This is a genomic window from Serratia plymuthica NBRC 102599, assembly GCF_001590925.1.
GTDB classification, from domain to species: domain Bacteria; phylum Pseudomonadota; class Gammaproteobacteria; order Enterobacterales; family Enterobacteriaceae; genus Serratia; species Serratia plymuthica.
This window is the reverse complement of the sequence record NZ_BCTU01000034.1, coordinates 1-17,721: the sequence shown is the minus strand read 5'-3', so window position 1 is coordinate 17,721 and position 17,721 is coordinate 1. Positions and strand designations below refer to the sequence as shown.

Sequence of the window (17,721 nt, the reverse complement as noted above, 5' to 3'; positions counted from 1 at the left end):
CATGGGCATTGATCTTCCGCTGATTTGGTTTGTGATCATCGTGTTCAGCACCATGATGTACGTGGTAATGGACGGCTTTGATTTGGGTATCGGCATCCTGTTCCCGTGGGTTAAGGACAGCAGTGACCGCGATGTGATGATGAACACCGTCGCCCCGGTCTGGGACGGCAACGAAACCTGGCTGGTGTTGGGCGGCGCGGCGCTGTTCGGTGCCTTCCCGCTGGCTTACGCGGTGATCCTCGACGCGCTGGCGATCCCGCTGACGCTGATGCTGTTCGGGCTGATCTTCCGCGGCGTGGCCTTTGAGTTCCGCTTCAAAGCCAAAGAAGAAAAGCGCCACATCTGGGACAAGGCATTTATTTGGGGTTCGATCTTCGCCACCTTCAGCCAGGGAGTCGTGGTGGGTGCCATCATCAACGGTTTCCCGGTCAGCGGCCGCAGCTATGCAGGGGGTGCGCTCGACTGGCTGACGCCTTTCGCGCTGTTCTGCGGGCTGGGGTTGGTGGTGACCTATGCCCTGCTCGGCTGCACCTGGCTAGTGATGAAAACCGCCGGTGATCTGCAAGCGCGCATGTACCGGCTGGCGACGCCGCTGCTGGTAACCCTGCTGCTGGTGCTGGCGGTGGTCAGTATCTGGACGCCGATTGCCCACCCGGAAATCGCCGGCCGCTGGTTTACGTTGCCAAACCTGTTCGTGCTGCTGCCGGTGCCGGTACTGGTGCTGCTCAGCGCCTGGGGCATCCAGCGCGGGGTAACACGCGGCGCGCACTATTCGCCGTTTATGCTGACCCTGCTGTTGGTGTTCCTCGGCCTGAGTGGATTGGGCATCAGCATCTGGCCGCTGCTGATCCCGCCGTCCATCACCCTGTGGGACGCGGCCGCCCCGCCGCAAAGCCTTGGCTTTATGCTGGTTGGCGCGTTATTTATCATCCCGATTATTTTGGTTTACACCTTCTGGAGCTACTACGTGTTCCGGGGCAAGGTCAGCCATGAACATGGCTATCACTGATGAGGGAGGAGAGCATGAACGATAAAACCGCAACCGCACCCACTCCCTGGTGGAAACGCGTCGGCTGGCTGGTGATCATCTGGAGCGCCAGCGTGCTGGGGTTGTTCCTGGTCGCTTCAATATTCCGCCTGCTGATGACTGCGGCGGGCATGAAGTCGCACTGACCGATAATAATCCAAGACAAAATGACTACCAACGATTGGTGGTCATTTTAACGATGATAATGATATAGACAGGGCTCTAAACGGGGTTGCGGTAGTCCGCAACAATTTGGTTTGCCATTTCATCTAATTCAGCGTCATCCATTAAGCTATTTGCTACAGCAATTAACTCTCCAACACCATCATCAGCAGTGATTGTGAATACAGTTAAATTATATAGCAGACACTCCCGCTCATCGGCAGGTAAATCATCATTATCACCAAAAACAGATTTATAATAATAGTCGGCAAGAAGCCGTAGCAAAAATGCAGCTTGATTAATATCCACTCGGTCTTCAGCAACCATTACTGTTAGTTTTACAAGAAAGAACGACTCTCTTAACGCTTGTCCATTAGCCTGTAGAAATGATGCGCAGGTGATGAAAGCAGTTCGTTTGTTTGCATCAGCAAACGCATGGGCTTTTGCTATGGAAATCAGATACACTGCTGCAAGTTCAAATATGTCATCACACAATTCATAGTGATGGTGATTAGCAACTCGCCCCAAAGCACCTTCTAGTTTATCAATGTCTACCACGGCTCCCTGAGGCAACGTTTCGCGTTGAATATCAATTACCTCCTGAGCTGATAAAAAGATAAACTCTTCCATTACTTATCCTCCAGATCCTTTATGGTTTTAGCATGGCGTTTTCTCACCTCAGCCACAGCATCTTTTATTGAGACGTGGTTAGAAGGTTTCAGTTTTGCCGCATACTCAGCTTGTTTCTGGAGAGCGCTAATAGTAGTAGGATCGAGTTTTCTCTGAGCCTTAATCATTCTCCCGAGCACCTCGAGCTCTTGCGATGCGATTAAAGAAGTCACTGTATTGGTACTCATTGCTGATACAGTATTACGAATCGCCGCTTTAAGAGCTTTATTATCCAATGTATTGACATTAGAAGCTGGCAATTTTTTATTTCCCTGACCCAGCACTATAGGCTCCTTTCCCCGTTGAGTAACAACAAAAGTCTCGCCGTCACGAATTTCATCTAATACCTGGGATAAATCAGCCCGGAATCGAGTGTAGGTAATTTCTTTCATGGCAACCTCTATCCATTGCATATCTAAGTTCTTATGTTAGAGATTAACATGCCCACAGGCGATTATCACGTACATGTACAGCAGATAGCCCTGAAGGTCAGAATCGGCAAACTACGCATGCGCCACCTCCTGCGGCTGTCTGTCAGTGATATGGAGTCTACTTTACCGGTACGCATCGTTCAATTAGTGAACTGCGTAACGTCTCGCAAATTCAGCAGGTTGCGACAACATCATGACTCCGACGGCTTTCGCCCCATCTCGCTGAGAAAACGCTGCTGTAACCGCAGCAACTCCCCCAGTTCAAGTACCCGATAGTCGATACCATAGCGCGGAGCCACCTCGGTAATGATGCGGCTCAACGCGGGATAATGCCGGTGGCTCCAGTGCGGAAACAGGTGATGCGTCAGATGCAGATTCGCCCCGCCCAGCCAATACCCTAGCCAGCGCGGCCGGGTGCGCCAGTCAAAGGTGGTAGCGAACACGTGGCGATATCTGCCGTGCGGCAACGCCCCCTGCTCCGGCGCCTGATAAAATTTCGCCTTGGCCCAGTGGGTGCCGATGATCAGCATCACGAACAGCAGCGAAGAGAGCATCTGGCTCAGCAGATAAACCAGCAGGATCTCGCTGATGCCGATCTCCGGTGGCAGCAGATAACCCGGGATCGCCAGCGCCAGAAGAAAATGCGCCGCTTTGCCTGCCAGAAAAATGCCCCAACCGCGCGCCCCTTGCTGCGCCATGCGTGCCGCCACCCGGGTTCTTCCCGCCCGATCCAGCCAGTCGAACAGCCAGATGTAATACGGGAATGTCATGGCCGCCACCAACGGCCAGTAATATCGCTGTGCGCGCATAAAGGGTTTCCAACGCTGGAACGGCGTCTGACGCAGCACGCCGTTGGCGTCGATATCGGGATCGTAGTGTTCGATATTGTTGTGCGCATGATGAAAAATAACGTGCCGCACCCGCCAGCAATCAGAATCCAACCCGAGCGGGATGCTGACCAGGCCGTTCAACCAGCGGTTGGCCCAGGGCCGTTTGAAAAACGCGTTGTGCGAAGCATCGTGCACCACGTTTACCGTCAGAAACATGCCGATAAAGATAAAGCCGAAATAGCAGGCGAAATAGGCCCAGACGTTCTGCTGCTGCAGGCCAACAACATAACAGAACGCACACAGCGCCAGCAGCACCGCCACCTTCGCCAACATGCCGACATCGGCGAAACGGTGGTCGCGATTGCCGGCCAGATAGTCATGGGCCGCCTGCATCAATGCACGATGCAGTCCGGCATCATCGCGCCGGAAAGTCAGCGGACGCAGCGGCTTCATGGTTGCCCCATGCGGCGTAAAAACTGCTGTTGTTGCGCCAGCAGTTCGCGATAGCCGATACAGCGGTATTCCATGCCGTGCTGTGCGGCCAACTGCGCCACAATGTTGGCCAGCGCCGGATAATGGCGGTGATTCCAGCCGGGGAACAGATGGTGGGTCAGGTGATAATTCAGCCCACCGGTCAAATGCTGCAGCCAGCGCGGGGACGTCAGCCAGTCGCAGGCGGTGGCGAAGTTGTGACGATACCAACCGTGCGGCATGCTCGTCCCCTCAGGTACCGGGTAAAACTCGGCCTGCGCCCAGTGGGTGCCCAGTAACAAGAACACCACCAACAGCGAGGCGCACATCTGGCTGAGCGTGTAGGTCAGCAATACCCACGGCCAGCCAATGCCATTGTGTTGGCACAGCACCAGCGGCACGCCCAGCACCAACAACAGATGTCCAATTTTGCACAGGATAAACACCGCCCAACCGCCACGGCCCGGCAAAATGTTCTTTTCATGCAGCGGGGTTTTGCCCAGGCGATCCGACCAGTCAAAAATCCAGGCGATATAGGGCAAGGAGAGCGCGGCGATCAGCGGCCAGTAAAGATGCTGATAACGCATATGCTTGCGCCAGCGCTGGAACGGCGTCTGGCGGAAGAAACCGTTCTCCTCGGTATCCAGATCGTAATGTTCAACGTTGGCGTAAACGTGGTGATACTCCACATGGCGTACCCGCCAGTAATCCGGATCCACCCCCAATGGCAGGGTTACCAGCCGCCCCACCAGACGGTTCGCCCAGGGCGCGCGTAGAAAAGCATTGTGCGAAGCGTCGTGATTCACATTCACGTTAAGCAGCATCCCCATCATCACAAACAGGAAATAGCAGCCGAAAAACGCCCACGCCTGCTGCTGCATCAGCGCCAGGGCATAAAAACCGCCGCACAACGCCAGCAGCAGTGTCGCCAACGCCAGCCGTCCAGCGTCGGCGTAGCGATGGTCATCCGCCAGATAAGCATGCGCCGCACGCTTAAGCGCGCGATGAAACGCCTGTTCCCCGGCTGCGGGGAAACTCAGCGGCGAAAGAGTGTCAGCCATCGGTCTCTTCCTCCGGTGCAAGCGCTACTTTCCGCCCCCAGCCCAGTGCCACGCACAGGGCATGCAGCGCGGTAGCCGCCATGGTGATGTGCCAATAGCGTTGCGGCCAGCCAAGATACCCCATAAACAGCAACACAATTCCCAGCGTCACCAGCAGCCAGGCGACAATCGCCCAGCCGCGTCCTTCCGACATGCCACCCAACGCAACCGATCCCAGCGCCAGCAACGCCAGTAGCGCCATTTGCGGCCAGTGAATGTCGGCGTAGCCGTAGCCATACTGGTCGACATAGCCAATCACCAGGGTAAATAACAGCATCGCGCCGCTGAACAGGCTGAATGCCGAACAGCGGAAGCTAACGTTCGCCGTTGTCGGGCGCCACGCAAGGCGGAAATAACGCAAGAACGGCAGGTTACTGGCCCAAAACGGGTTGGCGCAGGCTTTATCCCCACCGACACCATAGGCAAACGGCGTTTCAGGCAGGCTCGGGCAAAAAGTGCCGAACAGCTTGTCCCAGAAAATAAAACTACCGCCGAAGTTCTTGTTCGAATAGGCCGGGTCTTTGACATGATGTACCCGGTGGTGGGCCGGAGTGACCAGAATTTTCTCCAGCACGCCAAGCCGGGGCGTCAGGGCATTGTGGTTAAACAGTTGGATGCTGTAATGCAGGATCGAGACCGTGACAAACACCGTCAGCGGCACGCCCACCAGCGCCAGCAGTAAAAAGAACGGTATCGAGGTCAGCGACGAATACCAGGAGTTACGGACCCCCAGCGACAGATTGAAATGCTCGCCCTGGTGGTGCACCACGTGTACCGCCCACAACACCCGCAGATAATGGTGCAAGCGGTGCAGCCAGTAAAAACCGAAATCCCATGCCAGCAGCGCAAACAACCCCATCAACAACGGCGGCCAGCCATCCAGCAGGCCCAAGCTGAAATGCGCGGCCACATAGCCGTAGCAGGTGATCTCCAGCCCGCGAAACAGCCACAGCATGATATGACCGGAATTCAAATTGAACACCACGTCATGCCAGTTGACCCGCTGCCGTTGCACCCACTGCAATACCCCGGCTTCGCCGACGACGACAAACAGCATGAACACTATCGGCATGGCTAAATCGCTCATCCTGCCTCTCCTTTTACCCTATCTCGCCGGGCGCCTTTAATGTACAGGGCCAGCCAACCGGCCAGCAACGCCAGTAGCGCCCCGCTCGCCAGATCGACAAACAAATGACGGCGCAGTTGCAAAATTGAAACGGCGATCGCCGCCGCCCAAACCAGCAAAAGCACCGTCCTCACCTTACGCTGCCGGTCGCTGAGCGCCCACACCGCCAGCACTGTCAGCGCCATATGCAACGAGGGCAGGCAATTTTGCGGTGAATCTACCCCAATCAGTGCCGCCAGCACCTCAGAGCTTAAACCGGTGCCGCTATCCACCGGATATGCCATCGTGGTCGGCCACAGCAGGTATATGGCGCCGGCCCCCAGAGCGGTCAGTTGCATGGCCGTTGCCAGCCATTTGACCCGATGAGCCGGTGCCAGCAAATACCCCAGCGGAATGAGGATAAAGAAAGACAGATACAGCCAAACGGCAGCCGGGCTGAAGGGGATCCAGCGGTCAATCGCCGCAGGCGATATCAGGTGCCCCGCCCCTTGCCACCGATCGGCGCTGGAATAAATGACCCCAACAAATCCCCAGCCCAACAACATCTGCCTTAGCCGAAACAGGATTGTTTTCATGCCATCCCCGCCAAACGGATGATCCGCCGTCTTTTTCTGTCAAATTCCGGCATCACCGCCTGTACCGTTAATTGCCACTCCAGCAGGTCGGTAGCAATGCCCTGTTGGCCGAGTACCTCGACCAGGTGCGCCTGACAATGCGCCAACTCAGCCTGGGTGCCATCGGCAATCAATTGCAAACGCCGTGGCGCGTGTTGAATCAGCCGATAGTCGCTGGTCAGCGGCAGCGCATTGGCGATCGCCCGGCTGCACAAGTCGGCAAAGACCACCTTGGGTTGCCGCTGCCTATCCGGCAGAATCAGTTGATCGTCCCTGCGCCCTTCAATGCGGGCTAGCGCCATTGTCGGCTGCCCGCAAGGGCAGGGTTCGGGCCGCCTGACCAGCACGTCATCCAACCGATAACGCACTATCGGCTGAGTGCTGCGGGTAAAGTCGGTGATCAAGGGGGTAAAACGGTGCTCATCGATCCACTGCGGTTCAATATGCAAAAACTCTTCGTTCAGATGCAGGGTGCCGTGCGCACAGGTAGCGGCCAGGAATCCCTCGGTGGCCTGATACACTTCGCCCACCGCCGGAAAAACCTGTGCCAGCAAGCGGCGATCCTGCTCCTCCAACACCTCCGCCACCGAAATCACTTTTTTCACGTTGAGGACGATCTGTTTTTTCAGCACCGCCAACGCCAACGCGCGCAGTACCTGAGCCGGCGCCACAATCAGGGTCGGTGCCTGCTGCTCCAGACGCGGCAACTGCACGGAAAACGGGGCAAACAGATCGTAGAACGCCAGGCTCAACCAGCGATTATTGACGCTCTGATAGAGGTTATTGTCCGCCCGCAGAAACAGCGCGACGCGTTCGCGGGCAAACACCCCTTCCGGCAGCATCTTCGCCAACATGCCACCGGCCCAGACTTGCTGCTCGCGCGGGCTGACGACAAATAGGCCGCGCTGCCCAGAGGTGCCGGAAGACAACCCAACGCTGTATTGACCAATTTTTGGCGTGAAATCCCGCTCCGCCTCGCTGCGCTGCGCACAGGCAAGCAACGTGTCACGCTGCAATCCGGCGGTATTCATTTGGTCGAATTGCGCCATCATCAGCGCCTTGTCCATCAGCGGCCAGGCGGCGATCGGTTGCCGGCTGAAGCGCCTGAAGTAAGGGCTTCTCGCCAGCACCCGGCGGGCGAAGACGTTAAGCCGTTTCGTCTGGTGCGCCTCCAGTGCCGCGCGATCGGCAAAAATTAAGCGCCGGGCGCGAAAATAGTGCCACAGCGTCATTAACGGGATCATAGATCCCCCTCGTGGCACAGAAGAATGTTCACGTTGCCGCCCGCCCACAGTTGGTTCAGCCGTTCCAGCGTGCGGTAATAACCTTTGGGATCGTCCATCACCAGATTGGCCAGCACTGACGGCCCTCGCAGTTGCTGATAGCTCAAGGGCGACCAGGCGGCATCGCTGGCCAACAGCGTCCAGCCGCTCTCGGTGAGAATAAACGCGCCGATATGGCCCGCCGCATGACCGGGTAACGGCACCAGCAGGATCTGTCCTTTGCTGCCCGGCAGCACATATCCCCGCTCAAAAGGTGCCAGCAGCGCAGGCAGACTCACCTGCGGAAAACCCTCGATAAAGTGCAGGCCACTCTCGAAATCGTCGGGGATCAAACCGGGGATAAAAGCGCGTTTTAACGCAGCGAAGCCACGCAACGAGCGGGTTTGCTGCCAGCCTTCACCGGAACAGATAAACTCGAGTTGGCTAAAATCGCGCAACCCGGCAATGTGGTCGGCGTGAAAGTGCGAAACAATCAGCCCCTGAATATCGTCGGCGGCATAGCCGGCGGCGCGCAACTGCTGTGCCAGCGACTCTGCGGGATCGAAATAGACCGGCGTCATATGGCGGTAAAGGCGGAAAATGCCCGACTGCGTTTGCTGTTGGAAATAGCGCGCATAGCCGGTATCCCACAGCCAGCGGCGGTTCCCCACCTCCAGCAGGTAAGCGCGTGCCGGGAATTTACACACCCGGAACCCCGCCCCGCGCAACGCCATGCAGCCAATGTGGGTGCAGTAGCCCACTTCAAAGACCCTGATCTTAGCCATGGTTCGCCCCCCGCGGGTTTTTGAGCCACTCGCCGGTCAGGCGGATCCCCTCTTCCATCGAATAGCGCGGCCGATAGCCCAGCTCTTCAACGGCGCGGGTTTGGCTCAGCGTCATATCGAAATGCACCGCCGCCACGCTGTAGCGCGTCAGCAACGGTTCTTTGCCGGTAAAGCGAGCCAACAGTTCAAGCCCGCCGGCCAAGGCGTAGAGCAACGGGTACGGCACCGCTTGCAGTCGGTAATTCAGCCCCAACTGCTGGTGCAACAAGGCGTGCAGCATGTCAGCCAGCCGCTGCGGCTGGTGATTGGTGATGTTGTAAACCGCGCCGGATGCCAACCGGGGCCGGCAACTGGCCAGGTCCATCGCATGCACCACGTTCAACACAAACGTCAGATCCAGCATCGCCCGCCCACCGCTGGGCAAGCGCAACACGCCCCCATCGCGTTCGAGCTGTTGCAGCAACCTAGGCACAATCACCCGGTCATGCGGCCCAAACAGGCCCCTGGGGCGCAGAATAACGTAGGTGGTTTGCGGGTAGCGCGGCACCAGCGCCTGCAACCGCTGCTCGGCGGCATACTTGCTGCCTGCGTAATGGTTGGCGAAGCGGCGGGCGCGGTAACCCTCATCAACATCCTGATGCGGGCGAAAATCGAAGTAAATCGCCGGGGTGGAAATATGAATAAAACGCCGGATGCCGCACTGGCCGGCCGCCTCCGCCAGTTTTTCCGTCGCGGTAGCATTGGCCTGATAGAACGCGTTTTTGTCGCCCCAGGGTGAAGATTTTGCCGCGCAGTGCCAGACCCAATCGCAGTCGGCCATCAGTTGTCGGCACTGCTCCAGCGTAGCCTGCGCCAAATCCAGCGGGACAAATTCGGCGCCCCTCTGACGCAACCCCTGTCCAGCCTGGCTGTCGCGCCCGGTGGCGCGCACCTGATGACCCGCCTCCAGCAACCACTGCGCCGCATTGCGCCCCAGGCCGCTGGTGGCCCCGGTAACCAGCACCTTCATGGCAGCAACACCATGCCGGCCAGCGACAGCCCGGCGGCGGTGCCGATCAGCATCACCGGTTTGCCGGGATTAAAGCGGCCTTGAGTGACCGCTGCGTGCAGCGCCGTAGGAATGGATGCCGCGACCTGATTGCCGTGGTAGGGATAAATATCCACCAACACCTCGTTGGAAACGTGCAGGCGCTTGCGCATGTGTTCGAGCGAAAGATGGCTCGCCTGATGCGGCACCACGGTGGCGATTTGCGCCAGTGTCAGCCCGCCGGCCGCCAGCAAGCGGGCAAGATAGCCTTCGATCAATGCCGAAGCCTGCCTGAACAGCTGTTTGCCCTGCATATGGAACAGGAAATCGCTGCCGGTCATGCCGGCACGCGGGTTGCGGCGAGTGCCGCCCGCGCGGATCTCACACAGCTCGCTGCCTTCGGGATAGGTTTCCACCAAGCTTGCCAGAATGCCGCTGGCGCCGTCGCCGCGTTCGACAATGGCGCAGGCCGCGCCGTCGCCAAAGATCAGCGAGGACTCCTCATGCTCCCAATCGATGCCGCGCGAGGCTAAATCCGCCGACACTATAGCAATGCGCCGATAGGTGCCGGCATTCAGCAGTCCGGCGGCCACCTGCAGGGCGGAGATAAAGCTCACGCAACTGCTGTTGATGTCAAAACCTGGGGTGCCTGGCGCCAGTCCGGCCACCTTGAGAATGTGCGCAGCGGTGCAAGGTAGCGCCTGGACAGAAATCGCCGAGGCGGAAATCAGCAGGTCAATCGAGTGTGCGTGAAGCGAGTGGCGGGCCAAGGCGTCATGTAATGCGGCAGCGGCCAGTTCGGCCTGACTGGCGTCGTCGGTGGCGTGAAAACGGTGAACAATCCCCGAGCGTTTTTCAACATAGCCGGCCGGTTTGCCCAACAGGCTATCCAGCGCGGAGGACGCTATACAGTTTGGCGGCAAAGCCACGCCGGTGGCGATGACTTTGAGAGGTAACAAAGCGGGTGAACCAGAGTGTATTGTCATTATTATTAATAAGTAACCTGAATATCCATAAAGCGACCTCCCGGCGCTGTCGGCATGGCGACGGCGGCAGGTCATCCCCGGTTTTTAATTTCCCAAATGCCCCTTGAATCTGGGCTAGCGATCGTAGTTATGCGGTGCAAGCAACCGGTATCCGCCGGCGCAGCCATCGTAACCATACTGAGATATTAACGTCAGGGCAAGACAGCAAAAATGCACCGATTAAGGTGCATTTGTGTTGAGGGCAAGAAGGGGATCTCGCCGTGTTGATTCTGGTGTTGCGATGCTTAGCGGCGGTTGCGCACCAGTTGGTAACGGCGGGTCAGGTATTCCACCGGCACGCTCCAGATATGCACCAGGCGGCAGAACGGGAACAGCACGAACAGCGTCATGCCCAGTACCATATGCAGTTTAAAGATCGGCGCTACGCCCACCAGGTAGTGTGACGCTCCGGCATGGAAAGTCACCACCGCCTGCGCCCAGGCCACCAGCTTCATCATTTCGCTGCCGTCCATATGCTGGGCGGAGAACGGAATGGTCAGCAGGCCAAGACACACCTGCACCACCAGCAACGTCAGGATCATGATATCGGCAAAGCTGCTGGTGGCACGCACTCGCGCATTGGTCAGACGGCGTTTCAGCAGCAACGCGCCGCCGATCAGCGTCATCACGCCGCAGGCACCACCGGCGATCATCGCCAGTTTCTGCTTCACATCGATAGGCAGGAAGGCTTCATACATCCAGTGCGGCGTCAGCATGCCGAGAAAGTGCCCGGCGAAGATGCCCAGGATACCGATGTGAAACAGGTTGGAGGCCAGACGCACGCCTTTTTTGTCCAACATCTGGCTGGAACCGGCGCGCCAGCTGTATTGCCCGTAATCGTAGCGCAGCCAACTGCCGATCAGAAAAATCGCCCCCGCCAGATAAGGGTAAATATCGAAGAAGAACAGATTCAAAAATTGCATGGTTAGCGTCCTTTGATTCCGGTTAGCGCCGCTGTCAGGTCCAGATACTGTGGCGCCACGGCGCCGGCAAAGCGCCGCTGGTGCGCCGTCTGCTGTGCCGAAGCGCAGCCCTGCTCGCCCAGACTGCCCTGCGAAATAAATCGCACCTGTTCCTCTTCCCACACCGCGTCCAGCGCCTGCGGCGTATCGTCCCTGGCCTCACCCGCCACCTGGCTCTCCAGGCTGGCGCTATCGACGCCGGTGCCGGACAGCGTCAGCAACAGATCAAACAGCACCGCATACGGGCTTTCGCGCTGCTGCAACCGGGCGCCGAGCAGCGCCAGAATCGGGGCGATGTCCTGCAACCCTTCAGCGGCCTGCGCCTGGCTGCGGCTGGCGAGATACTCCAGATACAACGGCAGGAAATCCGGCAGTTCGCGGCTGTCGATCTCCAGCCCGGCGGTGCGGTATTGCGCCATCAGATCGACCATCGCCTGACCGCGATCGCGCGATTCGCCGTGCACGTGTTCAAACAGCAGCAGCGAGGTGGCGCGGCCCCGATCGAACAGCTCGCAGTATTCGGCCTGCACGTCCAGCAGCGGACGGGCGCAGAAGCGGCGAATAAACAAAATCAGCTGCGCGCTGCGGTGCAAATCCAGCTCGTTGGCCGGTTCCAGCGCCTCGATCAGCGCCTTTTGGTGGTCAAACAAGGCCTGCTCCGGGTAATCCAGCAGGCGAGCAATCACTTTCAGGCTAATCATGAGATATCCTTCTGACGGCCGGTTTTCTGCGTCACATCGATAGCGTCGATGCGGCGGCTGTTGAACAGGTTGAATTTACCGTCGCTGCCGTGGCAACCGTCGCCAAAACTGAAACCGCAGCCTTTGCTTTCCGGGAAGGCTTCTCGCGCCAGTTCACGGTGGCTGGACGGGATAACGAAACGGTCCTCGTAGTTGGCGATCGCCAGATAGCGATACATTTCCTGCGCCTGCGCTTCGCTCAGCCCCACCTGCTCCAGCGCGCTGGTGTCCACCACGCCGTCCACGGTTTCCGCGCGTTTATAGTGGCGCATCGCCAGCATGCGTTTCAGCGCCAACAGCACTGGCGCGGTATCACCGGCGGTCAGCAGGTTCGCCAGATATTGCACCGGGATACGCAGGCTTTCCACGTCCGGCAGGACGCCGCTGTGCGCCAGCTCACCGGCATCTGCGGCGGATTGAATCGGCGACAACGGCGGCACGTACCACACCATCGGCAAGGTGCGGTATTCCGGGTGCAGCGGCAGAGCCAGCTTCCAGTCCATCGCCATTTTGTATACCGGCGACTGCTGGGCGGCCTCAATCACCCCTTGCGGAACACCATCCTTCAGCGCCTGAGCAATCACCGCCGGGTCATGCGGATCGAGGAATATGTCCAACTGGCTCTGGTAGAGCTCTTTCTCATTTTCGGCCGCGGCGGCCTGTTCAATGCGATCGGCGTCGTACAGCAGCACCCCCAGATAGCGGATACGGCCGACGCAGGTTTCCGAACAGACCGTCGGCTGGCCGGACTCAATGCGCGGATAACAGAAGATGCATTTCTCGGACTTGCCGCTCTTCCAGTTGAAATAGATTTTCTTGTACGGGCAGCCGGTCAGGCACATGCGCCAGCCGCGGCATTTATCCTGATCGATAAGCACAATGCCGTCTTCGCCGCGCTTGTAGATCGCCCCGCTCGGGCAGGTAGCGACGCAAGCCGGGTTGAGGCAGTGCTCGCACAGGCGCGGCAGATACATCATGAAGGTGTTTTCGAACTGGCCGTACATCGCCTTCTGCATGTTGTCGAAGTTTTTGTCCTGCGAGCGTTTTTCGAATTCGCCGCCGAGGATCTCCTCCCAGTTCGGGCCGTTTTCGATCTTCTTCATGCGCTGGCCGGTGATCAGCGAGCGCGGCCGGGCGATCGGCTGATGCTTGCCCTGCGGCGCGGTATGCAGAGTCTGGTAGTCGTAGTCGAACGGCTCGTAATAGTCGTCCAGCGCCGGCACGTCCGGGTTGGCGAAAATCTTCGACAGCAGCCCAACGCGGCTGCCCATGCGCGGTTCCAGTTTGCCGTTGATTTTACGGATCCAGCCGCCCTTCCATTTGTCCTGATCTTCCCAGGCGTGCGGATAGCCGACGCCCGGTTTGCTTTCCACGTTGTTGAACCAGGCGTATTCCATGCCCTCACGGCTGGTCCAGACGTTCTTGCAGGTCACCGAACAGGTGTGGCAACCGATGCATTTGTCCAGGTTCAGCACCATGCCGACTTGCGAACGAATTTTCATTTTGCTTTCTCCTGCCGGCTGCCCTGCGAGTCGTCGTTGCCTTCACCGTCTAACCAGTCGATCCGGTTCATTTTGCGCACCACCACGAACTCGTCGCGGTTGGAACCGACGGTGCCGTAATAGTTAAAGCCGTAGGCCAACTGCGCATAACCGCCGATCATGTGGGTCGGTTTCGGGCAAACGCGGGTCACCGAATTGTGGATGCCGCCGCGCTGGCTGGTGATTTCCGAACCGGGAATATTCACGATGCGTTCCTGCGCGTGGTACATCATGGTCATGCCCGCCGGAATGCGCTGGCTGACCACCGCCCGCGCGGTCAGCGCGCCGTTGGCGTTAAAGGCCTCGATCCAGTCGTTGTCCTTGATGCCCAGATCCTGGGCGTCGTCTTCACTCATCCAGACAATCGGCCCGCCGCGCGACAGGGTCAGCATCAACAGGTTGTCGCTGTAGGTGGAGTGAATGCCCCATTTCTGGTGCGGCGTCAGGAAATTCAACGCCTTCTCTTTATTGCCGTTCGGCTTCCGGTTCAGCAGCGGCTGCGCGGCGCGGGTGTCGATCGGCGGGCGATACACCAGCAGGCTTTCGCCAAAGGCGCGCATCCATTCGTGATCCTGATACAGTTGCTGGCGACCGCTGAGGGTGCGCCAAGGGATCAGCTCATGCACGTTGGTGTAACAGGCGTTATACGACACATGCTCATCTTCCAACCCTGACCAGGTGGGACTGGAGATGATTTTGCGCGGCTGAACCTGGATATCGCGGAAGCGGATCTTTTCATCTTCCTTGTTCAGCGCCAGATGGCGGTGATCGCGGCCGGTAATGTTGCCCAACGCTTCCCACGCCTTGACCGCCACCTGCCCGTTGGTTTCCGGCGCCAGCGACAAAATCACCTCGGCGGCGTCGATCGCGCTTTCAATCTTCGGCCGGCCCACCGCCGGGCCTTCGGTTTTCACGTAGTTGAGCTTTTTCAGGAAATCGACTTCGGTCTGGGTATTCCAGGTGATGCCTTTGCCGCCGTTGCCCAGCTTGTCCAGCAAGGGGCCCAGCGAGGTAAAACGCTCGTAGGTGGCCGGGTAGTCACGCTCCACCACCATAATGTGCGGCGCGGTTTTACCGGGGATCAGCTCGCATTCGCCCTTCTTCCAGTCTTTCACGCCATAAGGTTGCGCCAGTTCTGCCGGGGAGTCGTGCTGGATAGGCAGCGTCACCACGTCGGTTTCCTGCGCCAAATGCCCTACACACACCTCGGAGAAGGCTTTGGCGATGCCCTTGTAGATCTCCCAATCGCTCTTGGAATCCCAGGCCGGATCGACCGCCGCCGACAGCGGGTGAATGAACGGATGCATATCCGAGGTATTCATGTCGTCTTTTTCGTACCAGGTGGCGGTCGGCAGCACGATGTCAGAGTAAAGGCAGGTGCTGGACATGCGGAAATCGAGCGTCACCACCAGATCCAGCTTGCCTTCACCGCCGTTATCCAGCCATTCCACTTCCTGCGGCTTGGCAGCGCCCTGTTGGCCCAGATCCTTGCCCTGGATGCCGTTTTCAGTGCCCAGCAGGTATTTGAGCATGTACTCATGGCCCTTGCCGGAGGAGCCCAGGAGGTTGGAACGCCAGACGAACAGGTTACGCGGGAAGTTCTGCGGGTTGTCCGGTTGCTCGGCGGCGAAGCCAAGCCGCCCCGTCTTCAGCGCGTCGACGGTGAAATCTACCGGCGTCTGCCCGGCGGCTTTCGCCTGCGCCGCCAGATGCAGCGGGTTAACGCCCAGCTGTGGCGCAGAAGGCAGCCAGCCCATGCGTTCGGCACGCACGTTGAGATCGATCAGGCTGCCGCCAAAGCGCGACTTGTCCGCCAGCGGCGACAACAGCTCTTCGGTTGCGACGGTTTCATACCGCCATTGGCTGGAGTGGTTATAGAAGAACGAGGTGCTGTTCATATGGCGCGGCGGGCGTTGCCAGTCGAGACCGAACGCCAGCGGCAACCAACCGGTTTGCGGCCGCAGTTTTTCCTGGCCGACATAGTGTGCCCAGCCGCCGCCGCTTTGGCCGACGCAACCGCAGAAGATCAGCATGTTGATCAGGCCGCGGTAGGTCATGTCCATGTGGTACCAGTGGTTGACGCCGGCACCTACGATAATCATTGAGCGGCCACGGGTTTTCTCGGCGTTGTCGGCGAATTCGCGGGCGATGCGGATAATGTTGTGGCGCGACACGCCGGTGATCTGCTCGGCCCAGGCCGGCGTGTAAGCTTTGACGTCGTCGTAATTCGCGGCGCAGTTGGCGTCGTCCAGGCCACGTTCCAAGCCGTAGTTGGCCAGAGTCAGATCGTAGACGCTGGTGACCAAAGCTTCGCTGCCGTCCGCCAGGCGCAGGCGTTTTACCGGCAGCTTGTGCAGCAGGATCTCGTCCAGCGCCACGCTGTTAAAGTGCTCGCCCTCGGTTTTTATGCCGCCAAAATACGGGAAGCCCACCTCGGCTATTTCGTCATGGGCACCCAGCAAGCTGAGTTGCAGCTCCACGTCCTGTTGGCCCTTGCCTTCACGCTGTTCCAGATTCCATTTGCCCTGCTCGCCCCAACGGAAACCGATGGACCCTTGCGGCGCCACCAGTTCGCCGCTGCGCTGGTCGATAGCAACGGTTTTCCACTCCGGATTGTTTTCCTGCCCCAGCCCGTCCACCAGATCGGCGGCGCGCAGCAAGCGGCCGGCGGCGTAATAACCTGCTTCACGCGGCTCCAGCACGACCAGCATCGGCATATCGGTGTAGCGGCGCACATAGTCGCGGAAATAACCGACCTCGCGATCCAGGTGGAATTCTTTCAACATCACGTGGCCCATCGCCAGCGCCATAGCGCTGTCGGTCCCCTGCTTGGGGTTCAACCATTGGTCGCACAGCTTGGCCACTTCGGCGTAGTCCGGCGTCACCGCCACGGTTTTGGTGCCTTTGTAGCGCACTTCGGTGAAGAAATGGGCATCCGGGGTGCGGGTCTGCGGCACGTTAGAGCCCCAGGCGATGATATAGGAGGAATTGTACCAGTCAGCAGATTCCGGCACGTCGGTCTGCTCGCCCCAGGTCATCGGCGACGCCGGCGGCAGATCGCAATACCAATCGTAGAAGCTCAGGCAGGTGCCGCCGATCAGCGACAGATAACGGGCGCCGGCGGCGTAGGACACCATCGACATCGCCGGGATCGGCGAGAAACCGATGATGCGGTCCGGGCCGAAGGTTTTGGCGGTATAAACGTTGGAGGCGGCGATCAGTTCGTTCACCTCCTGCCAACTGGAACGCACAAAGCCGCCGCGCCCGCGGGCGACCTTATAGCTCTTGGACTTTTCGGGGTCGGAGACGATAGAGCCCCAGGCATCGACCGGATCGCTGTGCAGCGCCTTCGCCTCACGCCACAGTGCGATCAGGCGTTTACGCATCAGCGGATATTTCAGTCGGTTGGCGCTGTACAGATACCAGGAATAGCTGGCGCCGCGTGGGCAGCCGCGCGGTTCATGGTTGGGCAGATCGGGGCGGGTGCGCGGGTAATCGGTCTGCTGGGTTTCCCAGGTCACCAGGCCGTTTTTGACGTAAATCTTCCAACTGCACGAGCCGGTGCAGTTCACTCCGTGGGTCGAGCGCACAATCTTGTCGTGCTGCCAGCGGCTGCGGTAGCCGTCTTCCCAGTCGCGGTTGGTGTTCAACGTCTGGCCATGATCGCCAGAAAAAGGTTCCGCCAGTTGCTTAAAATAGCGGAAACGGTCTAGAAACTTGCTCATCCGGAGTTCTCCTGAAGGCTCTTGTCGTTATAAGAAGACATGCTCAATCTGCCGCCAGCCTACTGAGGCGACAAAGGCGGCAAATTGATTGCGATCAAGGGAATAGAGGGAGATAAACGGGGAAGCAAGCGTGACTACCCCTAAAGTATAATCAGGAGAAGAAAGGCCAGTTTATTGAAAGTAAAAGTAAAAAATGAGGGGTTGCGTTTAATGGGAGGGGTAAC

At 58.7% G+C, this 17,721-nt stretch carries 16 protein-coding genes; 2 read left to right on the top strand and 14 right to left on the bottom strand.

The window, feature by feature from the left end:
- The first annotated feature begins 1 nt into the window (after position 1).
- Entirely contained in the window at positions 2-1,009 is a 1,008-nt protein-coding gene (cydB, locus tag SPL01S_RS21155) for a cytochrome d ubiquinol oxidase subunit II (protein ID WP_062871119.1), read from the top strand.
- A gap of 14 nt (positions 1,010-1,023) precedes the next feature.
- A complete protein-coding gene (locus SPL01S_RS24865; protein WP_073972093.1) occupies positions 1,024-1,173 on the top strand; it encodes a DUF2474 domain-containing protein in 150 nt (49 codons plus the stop codon).
- A 76-nt stretch (positions 1,174-1,249) separates the two neighbouring features.
- Here SPL01S_RS24865 and SPL01S_RS24860 read toward each other — a convergent pair whose 3' ends face one another.
- From SPL01S_RS24860 to SPL01S_RS21085, 14 genes are all read right to left on the bottom strand, one after another.
- Positions 1,250-1,819, bottom strand: coding sequence for a type II toxin-antitoxin system death-on-curing family toxin (locus SPL01S_RS24860; protein WP_073972092.1), 570 nt, complete (start codon positions 1,817-1,819; stop codon positions 1,250-1,252).
- Positions 1,819-2,250 (bottom strand): type II toxin-antitoxin system Phd/YefM family antitoxin, encoded by a 432-nt coding sequence (locus tag SPL01S_RS21145; protein WP_162268768.1) that lies wholly within the window; start codon positions 2,248-2,250, stop codon positions 1,819-1,821. The genes SPL01S_RS24860 and SPL01S_RS21145 overlap by 1 nt, the downstream gene beginning before the upstream one ends.
- Positions 2,251-2,480: 230 nt before the next feature.
- Entirely contained in the window at positions 2,481-3,572 is a 1,092-nt protein-coding gene (locus tag SPL01S_RS21140) for a fatty acid desaturase family protein (RefSeq protein WP_063202689.1), read from the bottom strand.
- Positions 3,569-4,651, bottom strand: coding sequence for a fatty acid desaturase family protein (locus tag SPL01S_RS21135; protein WP_063202687.1), 1,083 nt, complete (start codon positions 4,649-4,651; stop codon positions 3,569-3,571). Before SPL01S_RS21135 ends, SPL01S_RS21140 begins: the two co-directional genes overlap by 4 nt.
- Positions 4,644-5,777 (bottom strand): sterol desaturase family protein, encoded by a 1,134-nt coding sequence (locus tag SPL01S_RS21130; RefSeq protein ID WP_063202685.1) that lies wholly within the window; start codon positions 5,775-5,777, stop codon positions 4,644-4,646. Before SPL01S_RS21130 ends, SPL01S_RS21135 begins: the two co-directional genes overlap by 8 nt.
- Positions 5,774-6,391 carry a phosphatase PAP2 family protein gene (locus tag SPL01S_RS21125; RefSeq protein WP_063202683.1) on the bottom strand — a complete coding sequence of 206 codons (618 nt, stop codon included), beginning with the start codon at positions 6,389-6,391 and terminating at the stop codon, positions 5,774-5,776. The genes SPL01S_RS21130 and SPL01S_RS21125 overlap by 4 nt, the downstream gene beginning before the upstream one ends.
- Complete coding sequence (locus SPL01S_RS21120; protein ID WP_063202681.1) at positions 6,388-7,674, bottom strand: F390 synthetase-related protein; 1,287 nt, start codon at positions 7,672-7,674, stop codon at positions 6,388-6,390. The genes SPL01S_RS21125 and SPL01S_RS21120 overlap by 4 nt, the downstream gene beginning before the upstream one ends.
- Positions 7,671-8,477, bottom strand: coding sequence for an MBL fold metallo-hydrolase (locus SPL01S_RS21115; protein ID WP_063202679.1), 807 nt, complete (start codon positions 8,475-8,477; stop codon positions 7,671-7,673). The genes SPL01S_RS21120 and SPL01S_RS21115 overlap by 4 nt, the downstream gene beginning before the upstream one ends.
- Positions 8,470-9,486, bottom strand: coding sequence for an NAD-dependent epimerase/dehydratase family protein (locus tag SPL01S_RS21110; protein ID WP_063202677.1), 1,017 nt, complete (start codon positions 9,484-9,486; stop codon positions 8,470-8,472). The genes SPL01S_RS21115 and SPL01S_RS21110 overlap by 8 nt, the downstream gene beginning before the upstream one ends.
- Positions 9,483-10,490, bottom strand: coding sequence for a 3-oxoacyl-[acyl-carrier-protein] synthase III C-terminal domain-containing protein (locus SPL01S_RS21105; RefSeq protein WP_063202676.1), 1,008 nt, complete (start codon positions 10,488-10,490; stop codon positions 9,483-9,485). The genes SPL01S_RS21110 and SPL01S_RS21105 overlap by 4 nt, the downstream gene beginning before the upstream one ends.
- A 284-nt stretch (positions 10,491-10,774) precedes the next feature.
- A complete protein-coding gene (gene narI / locus SPL01S_RS21100; RefSeq protein ID WP_062871128.1) occupies positions 10,775-11,452 on the bottom strand; it encodes a respiratory nitrate reductase subunit gamma in 678 nt (225 codons plus the stop codon).
- A 2-nt stretch (positions 11,453-11,454) separates the two neighbouring features.
- Positions 11,455-12,192 carry a nitrate reductase molybdenum cofactor assembly chaperone gene (gene narJ / locus SPL01S_RS21095; protein ID WP_063202674.1) on the bottom strand — a complete coding sequence of 246 codons (738 nt, stop codon included), beginning with the start codon at positions 12,190-12,192 and terminating at the stop codon, positions 11,455-11,457.
- Positions 12,189-13,733 (bottom strand): nitrate reductase subunit beta, encoded by a 1,545-nt coding sequence (gene narH, locus SPL01S_RS21090; protein ID WP_063202672.1) that lies wholly within the window; start codon positions 13,731-13,733, stop codon positions 12,189-12,191. Before narH ends, narJ begins: the two co-directional genes overlap by 4 nt.
- Positions 13,730-17,497 carry a nitrate reductase subunit alpha gene (locus SPL01S_RS21085; RefSeq protein WP_063202670.1) on the bottom strand — a complete coding sequence of 1,256 codons (3,768 nt, stop codon included), beginning with the start codon at positions 17,495-17,497 and terminating at the stop codon, positions 13,730-13,732. The genes narH and SPL01S_RS21085 overlap by 4 nt, the downstream gene beginning before the upstream one ends.
- Positions 17,498-17,721: the final 224 nt, after the last annotated feature.

Bases quoted from the DNA above. Each gene is read 5' to 3' on its own strand.
- narH (WP_063202672.1), bottom strand. From the start codon at position 13,733: ATGAAAATTCGTTCGCAAGTCGGCATGGTGCTGAACCTGGACAAATGC.
- SPL01S_RS21110 (WP_063202677.1), bottom strand. From the start codon at position 9,486: ATGAAGGTGCTGGTTACCGGGGCCACCAGCGGCCTGGGGCGCAATGCG.
- cydB (WP_062871119.1), top strand. From the start codon at position 2: ATGGGCATTGATCTTCCGCTGATTTGGTTTGTGATCATCGTGTTCAGC.
- SPL01S_RS21145 (WP_162268768.1), bottom strand. From the start codon at position 2,250: ATGAAAGAAATTACCTACACTCGATTCCGGGCTGATTTATCCCAGGTA.
- narI (WP_062871128.1), bottom strand. From the start codon at position 11,452: ATGCAATTTTTGAATCTGTTCTTCTTCGATATTTACCCTTATCTGGCG.
- SPL01S_RS21135 (WP_063202687.1), bottom strand. From the start codon at position 4,651: ATGGCTGACACTCTTTCGCCGCTGAGTTTCCCCGCAGCCGGGGAACAG.
- SPL01S_RS21120 (WP_063202681.1), bottom strand. From the start codon at position 7,674: ATGATCCCGTTAATGACGCTGTGGCACTATTTTCGCGCCCGGCGCTTA.
- narJ (WP_063202674.1), bottom strand. From the start codon at position 12,192: ATGATTAGCCTGAAAGTGATTGCTCGCCTGCTGGATTACCCGGAGCAG.
- SPL01S_RS21140 (WP_063202689.1), bottom strand. From the start codon at position 3,572: ATGAAGCCGCTGCGTCCGCTGACTTTCCGGCGCGATGATGCCGGACTG.
- SPL01S_RS24865 (WP_073972093.1), top strand. From the start codon at position 1,024: ATGAACGATAAAACCGCAACCGCACCCACTCCCTGGTGGAAACGCGTC.
- SPL01S_RS24860 (WP_073972092.1), bottom strand. From the start codon at position 1,819: ATGGAAGAGTTTATCTTTTTATCAGCTCAGGAGGTAATTGATATTCAA.
- SPL01S_RS21105 (WP_063202676.1), bottom strand. From the start codon at position 10,490: ATGACAATACACTCTGGTTCACCCGCTTTGTTACCTCTCAAAGTCATC.
- SPL01S_RS21130 (WP_063202685.1), bottom strand. From the start codon at position 5,777: ATGAGCGATTTAGCCATGCCGATAGTGTTCATGCTGTTTGTCGTCGTC.
- SPL01S_RS21125 (WP_063202683.1), bottom strand. From the start codon at position 6,391: ATGAAAACAATCCTGTTTCGGCTAAGGCAGATGTTGTTGGGCTGGGGA.
- SPL01S_RS21085 (WP_063202670.1), bottom strand. From the start codon at position 17,497: ATGAGCAAGTTTCTAGACCGTTTCCGCTATTTTAAGCAACTGGCGGAA.
- SPL01S_RS21115 (WP_063202679.1), bottom strand. From the start codon at position 8,477: ATGGCTAAGATCAGGGTCTTTGAAGTGGGCTACTGCACCCACATTGGC.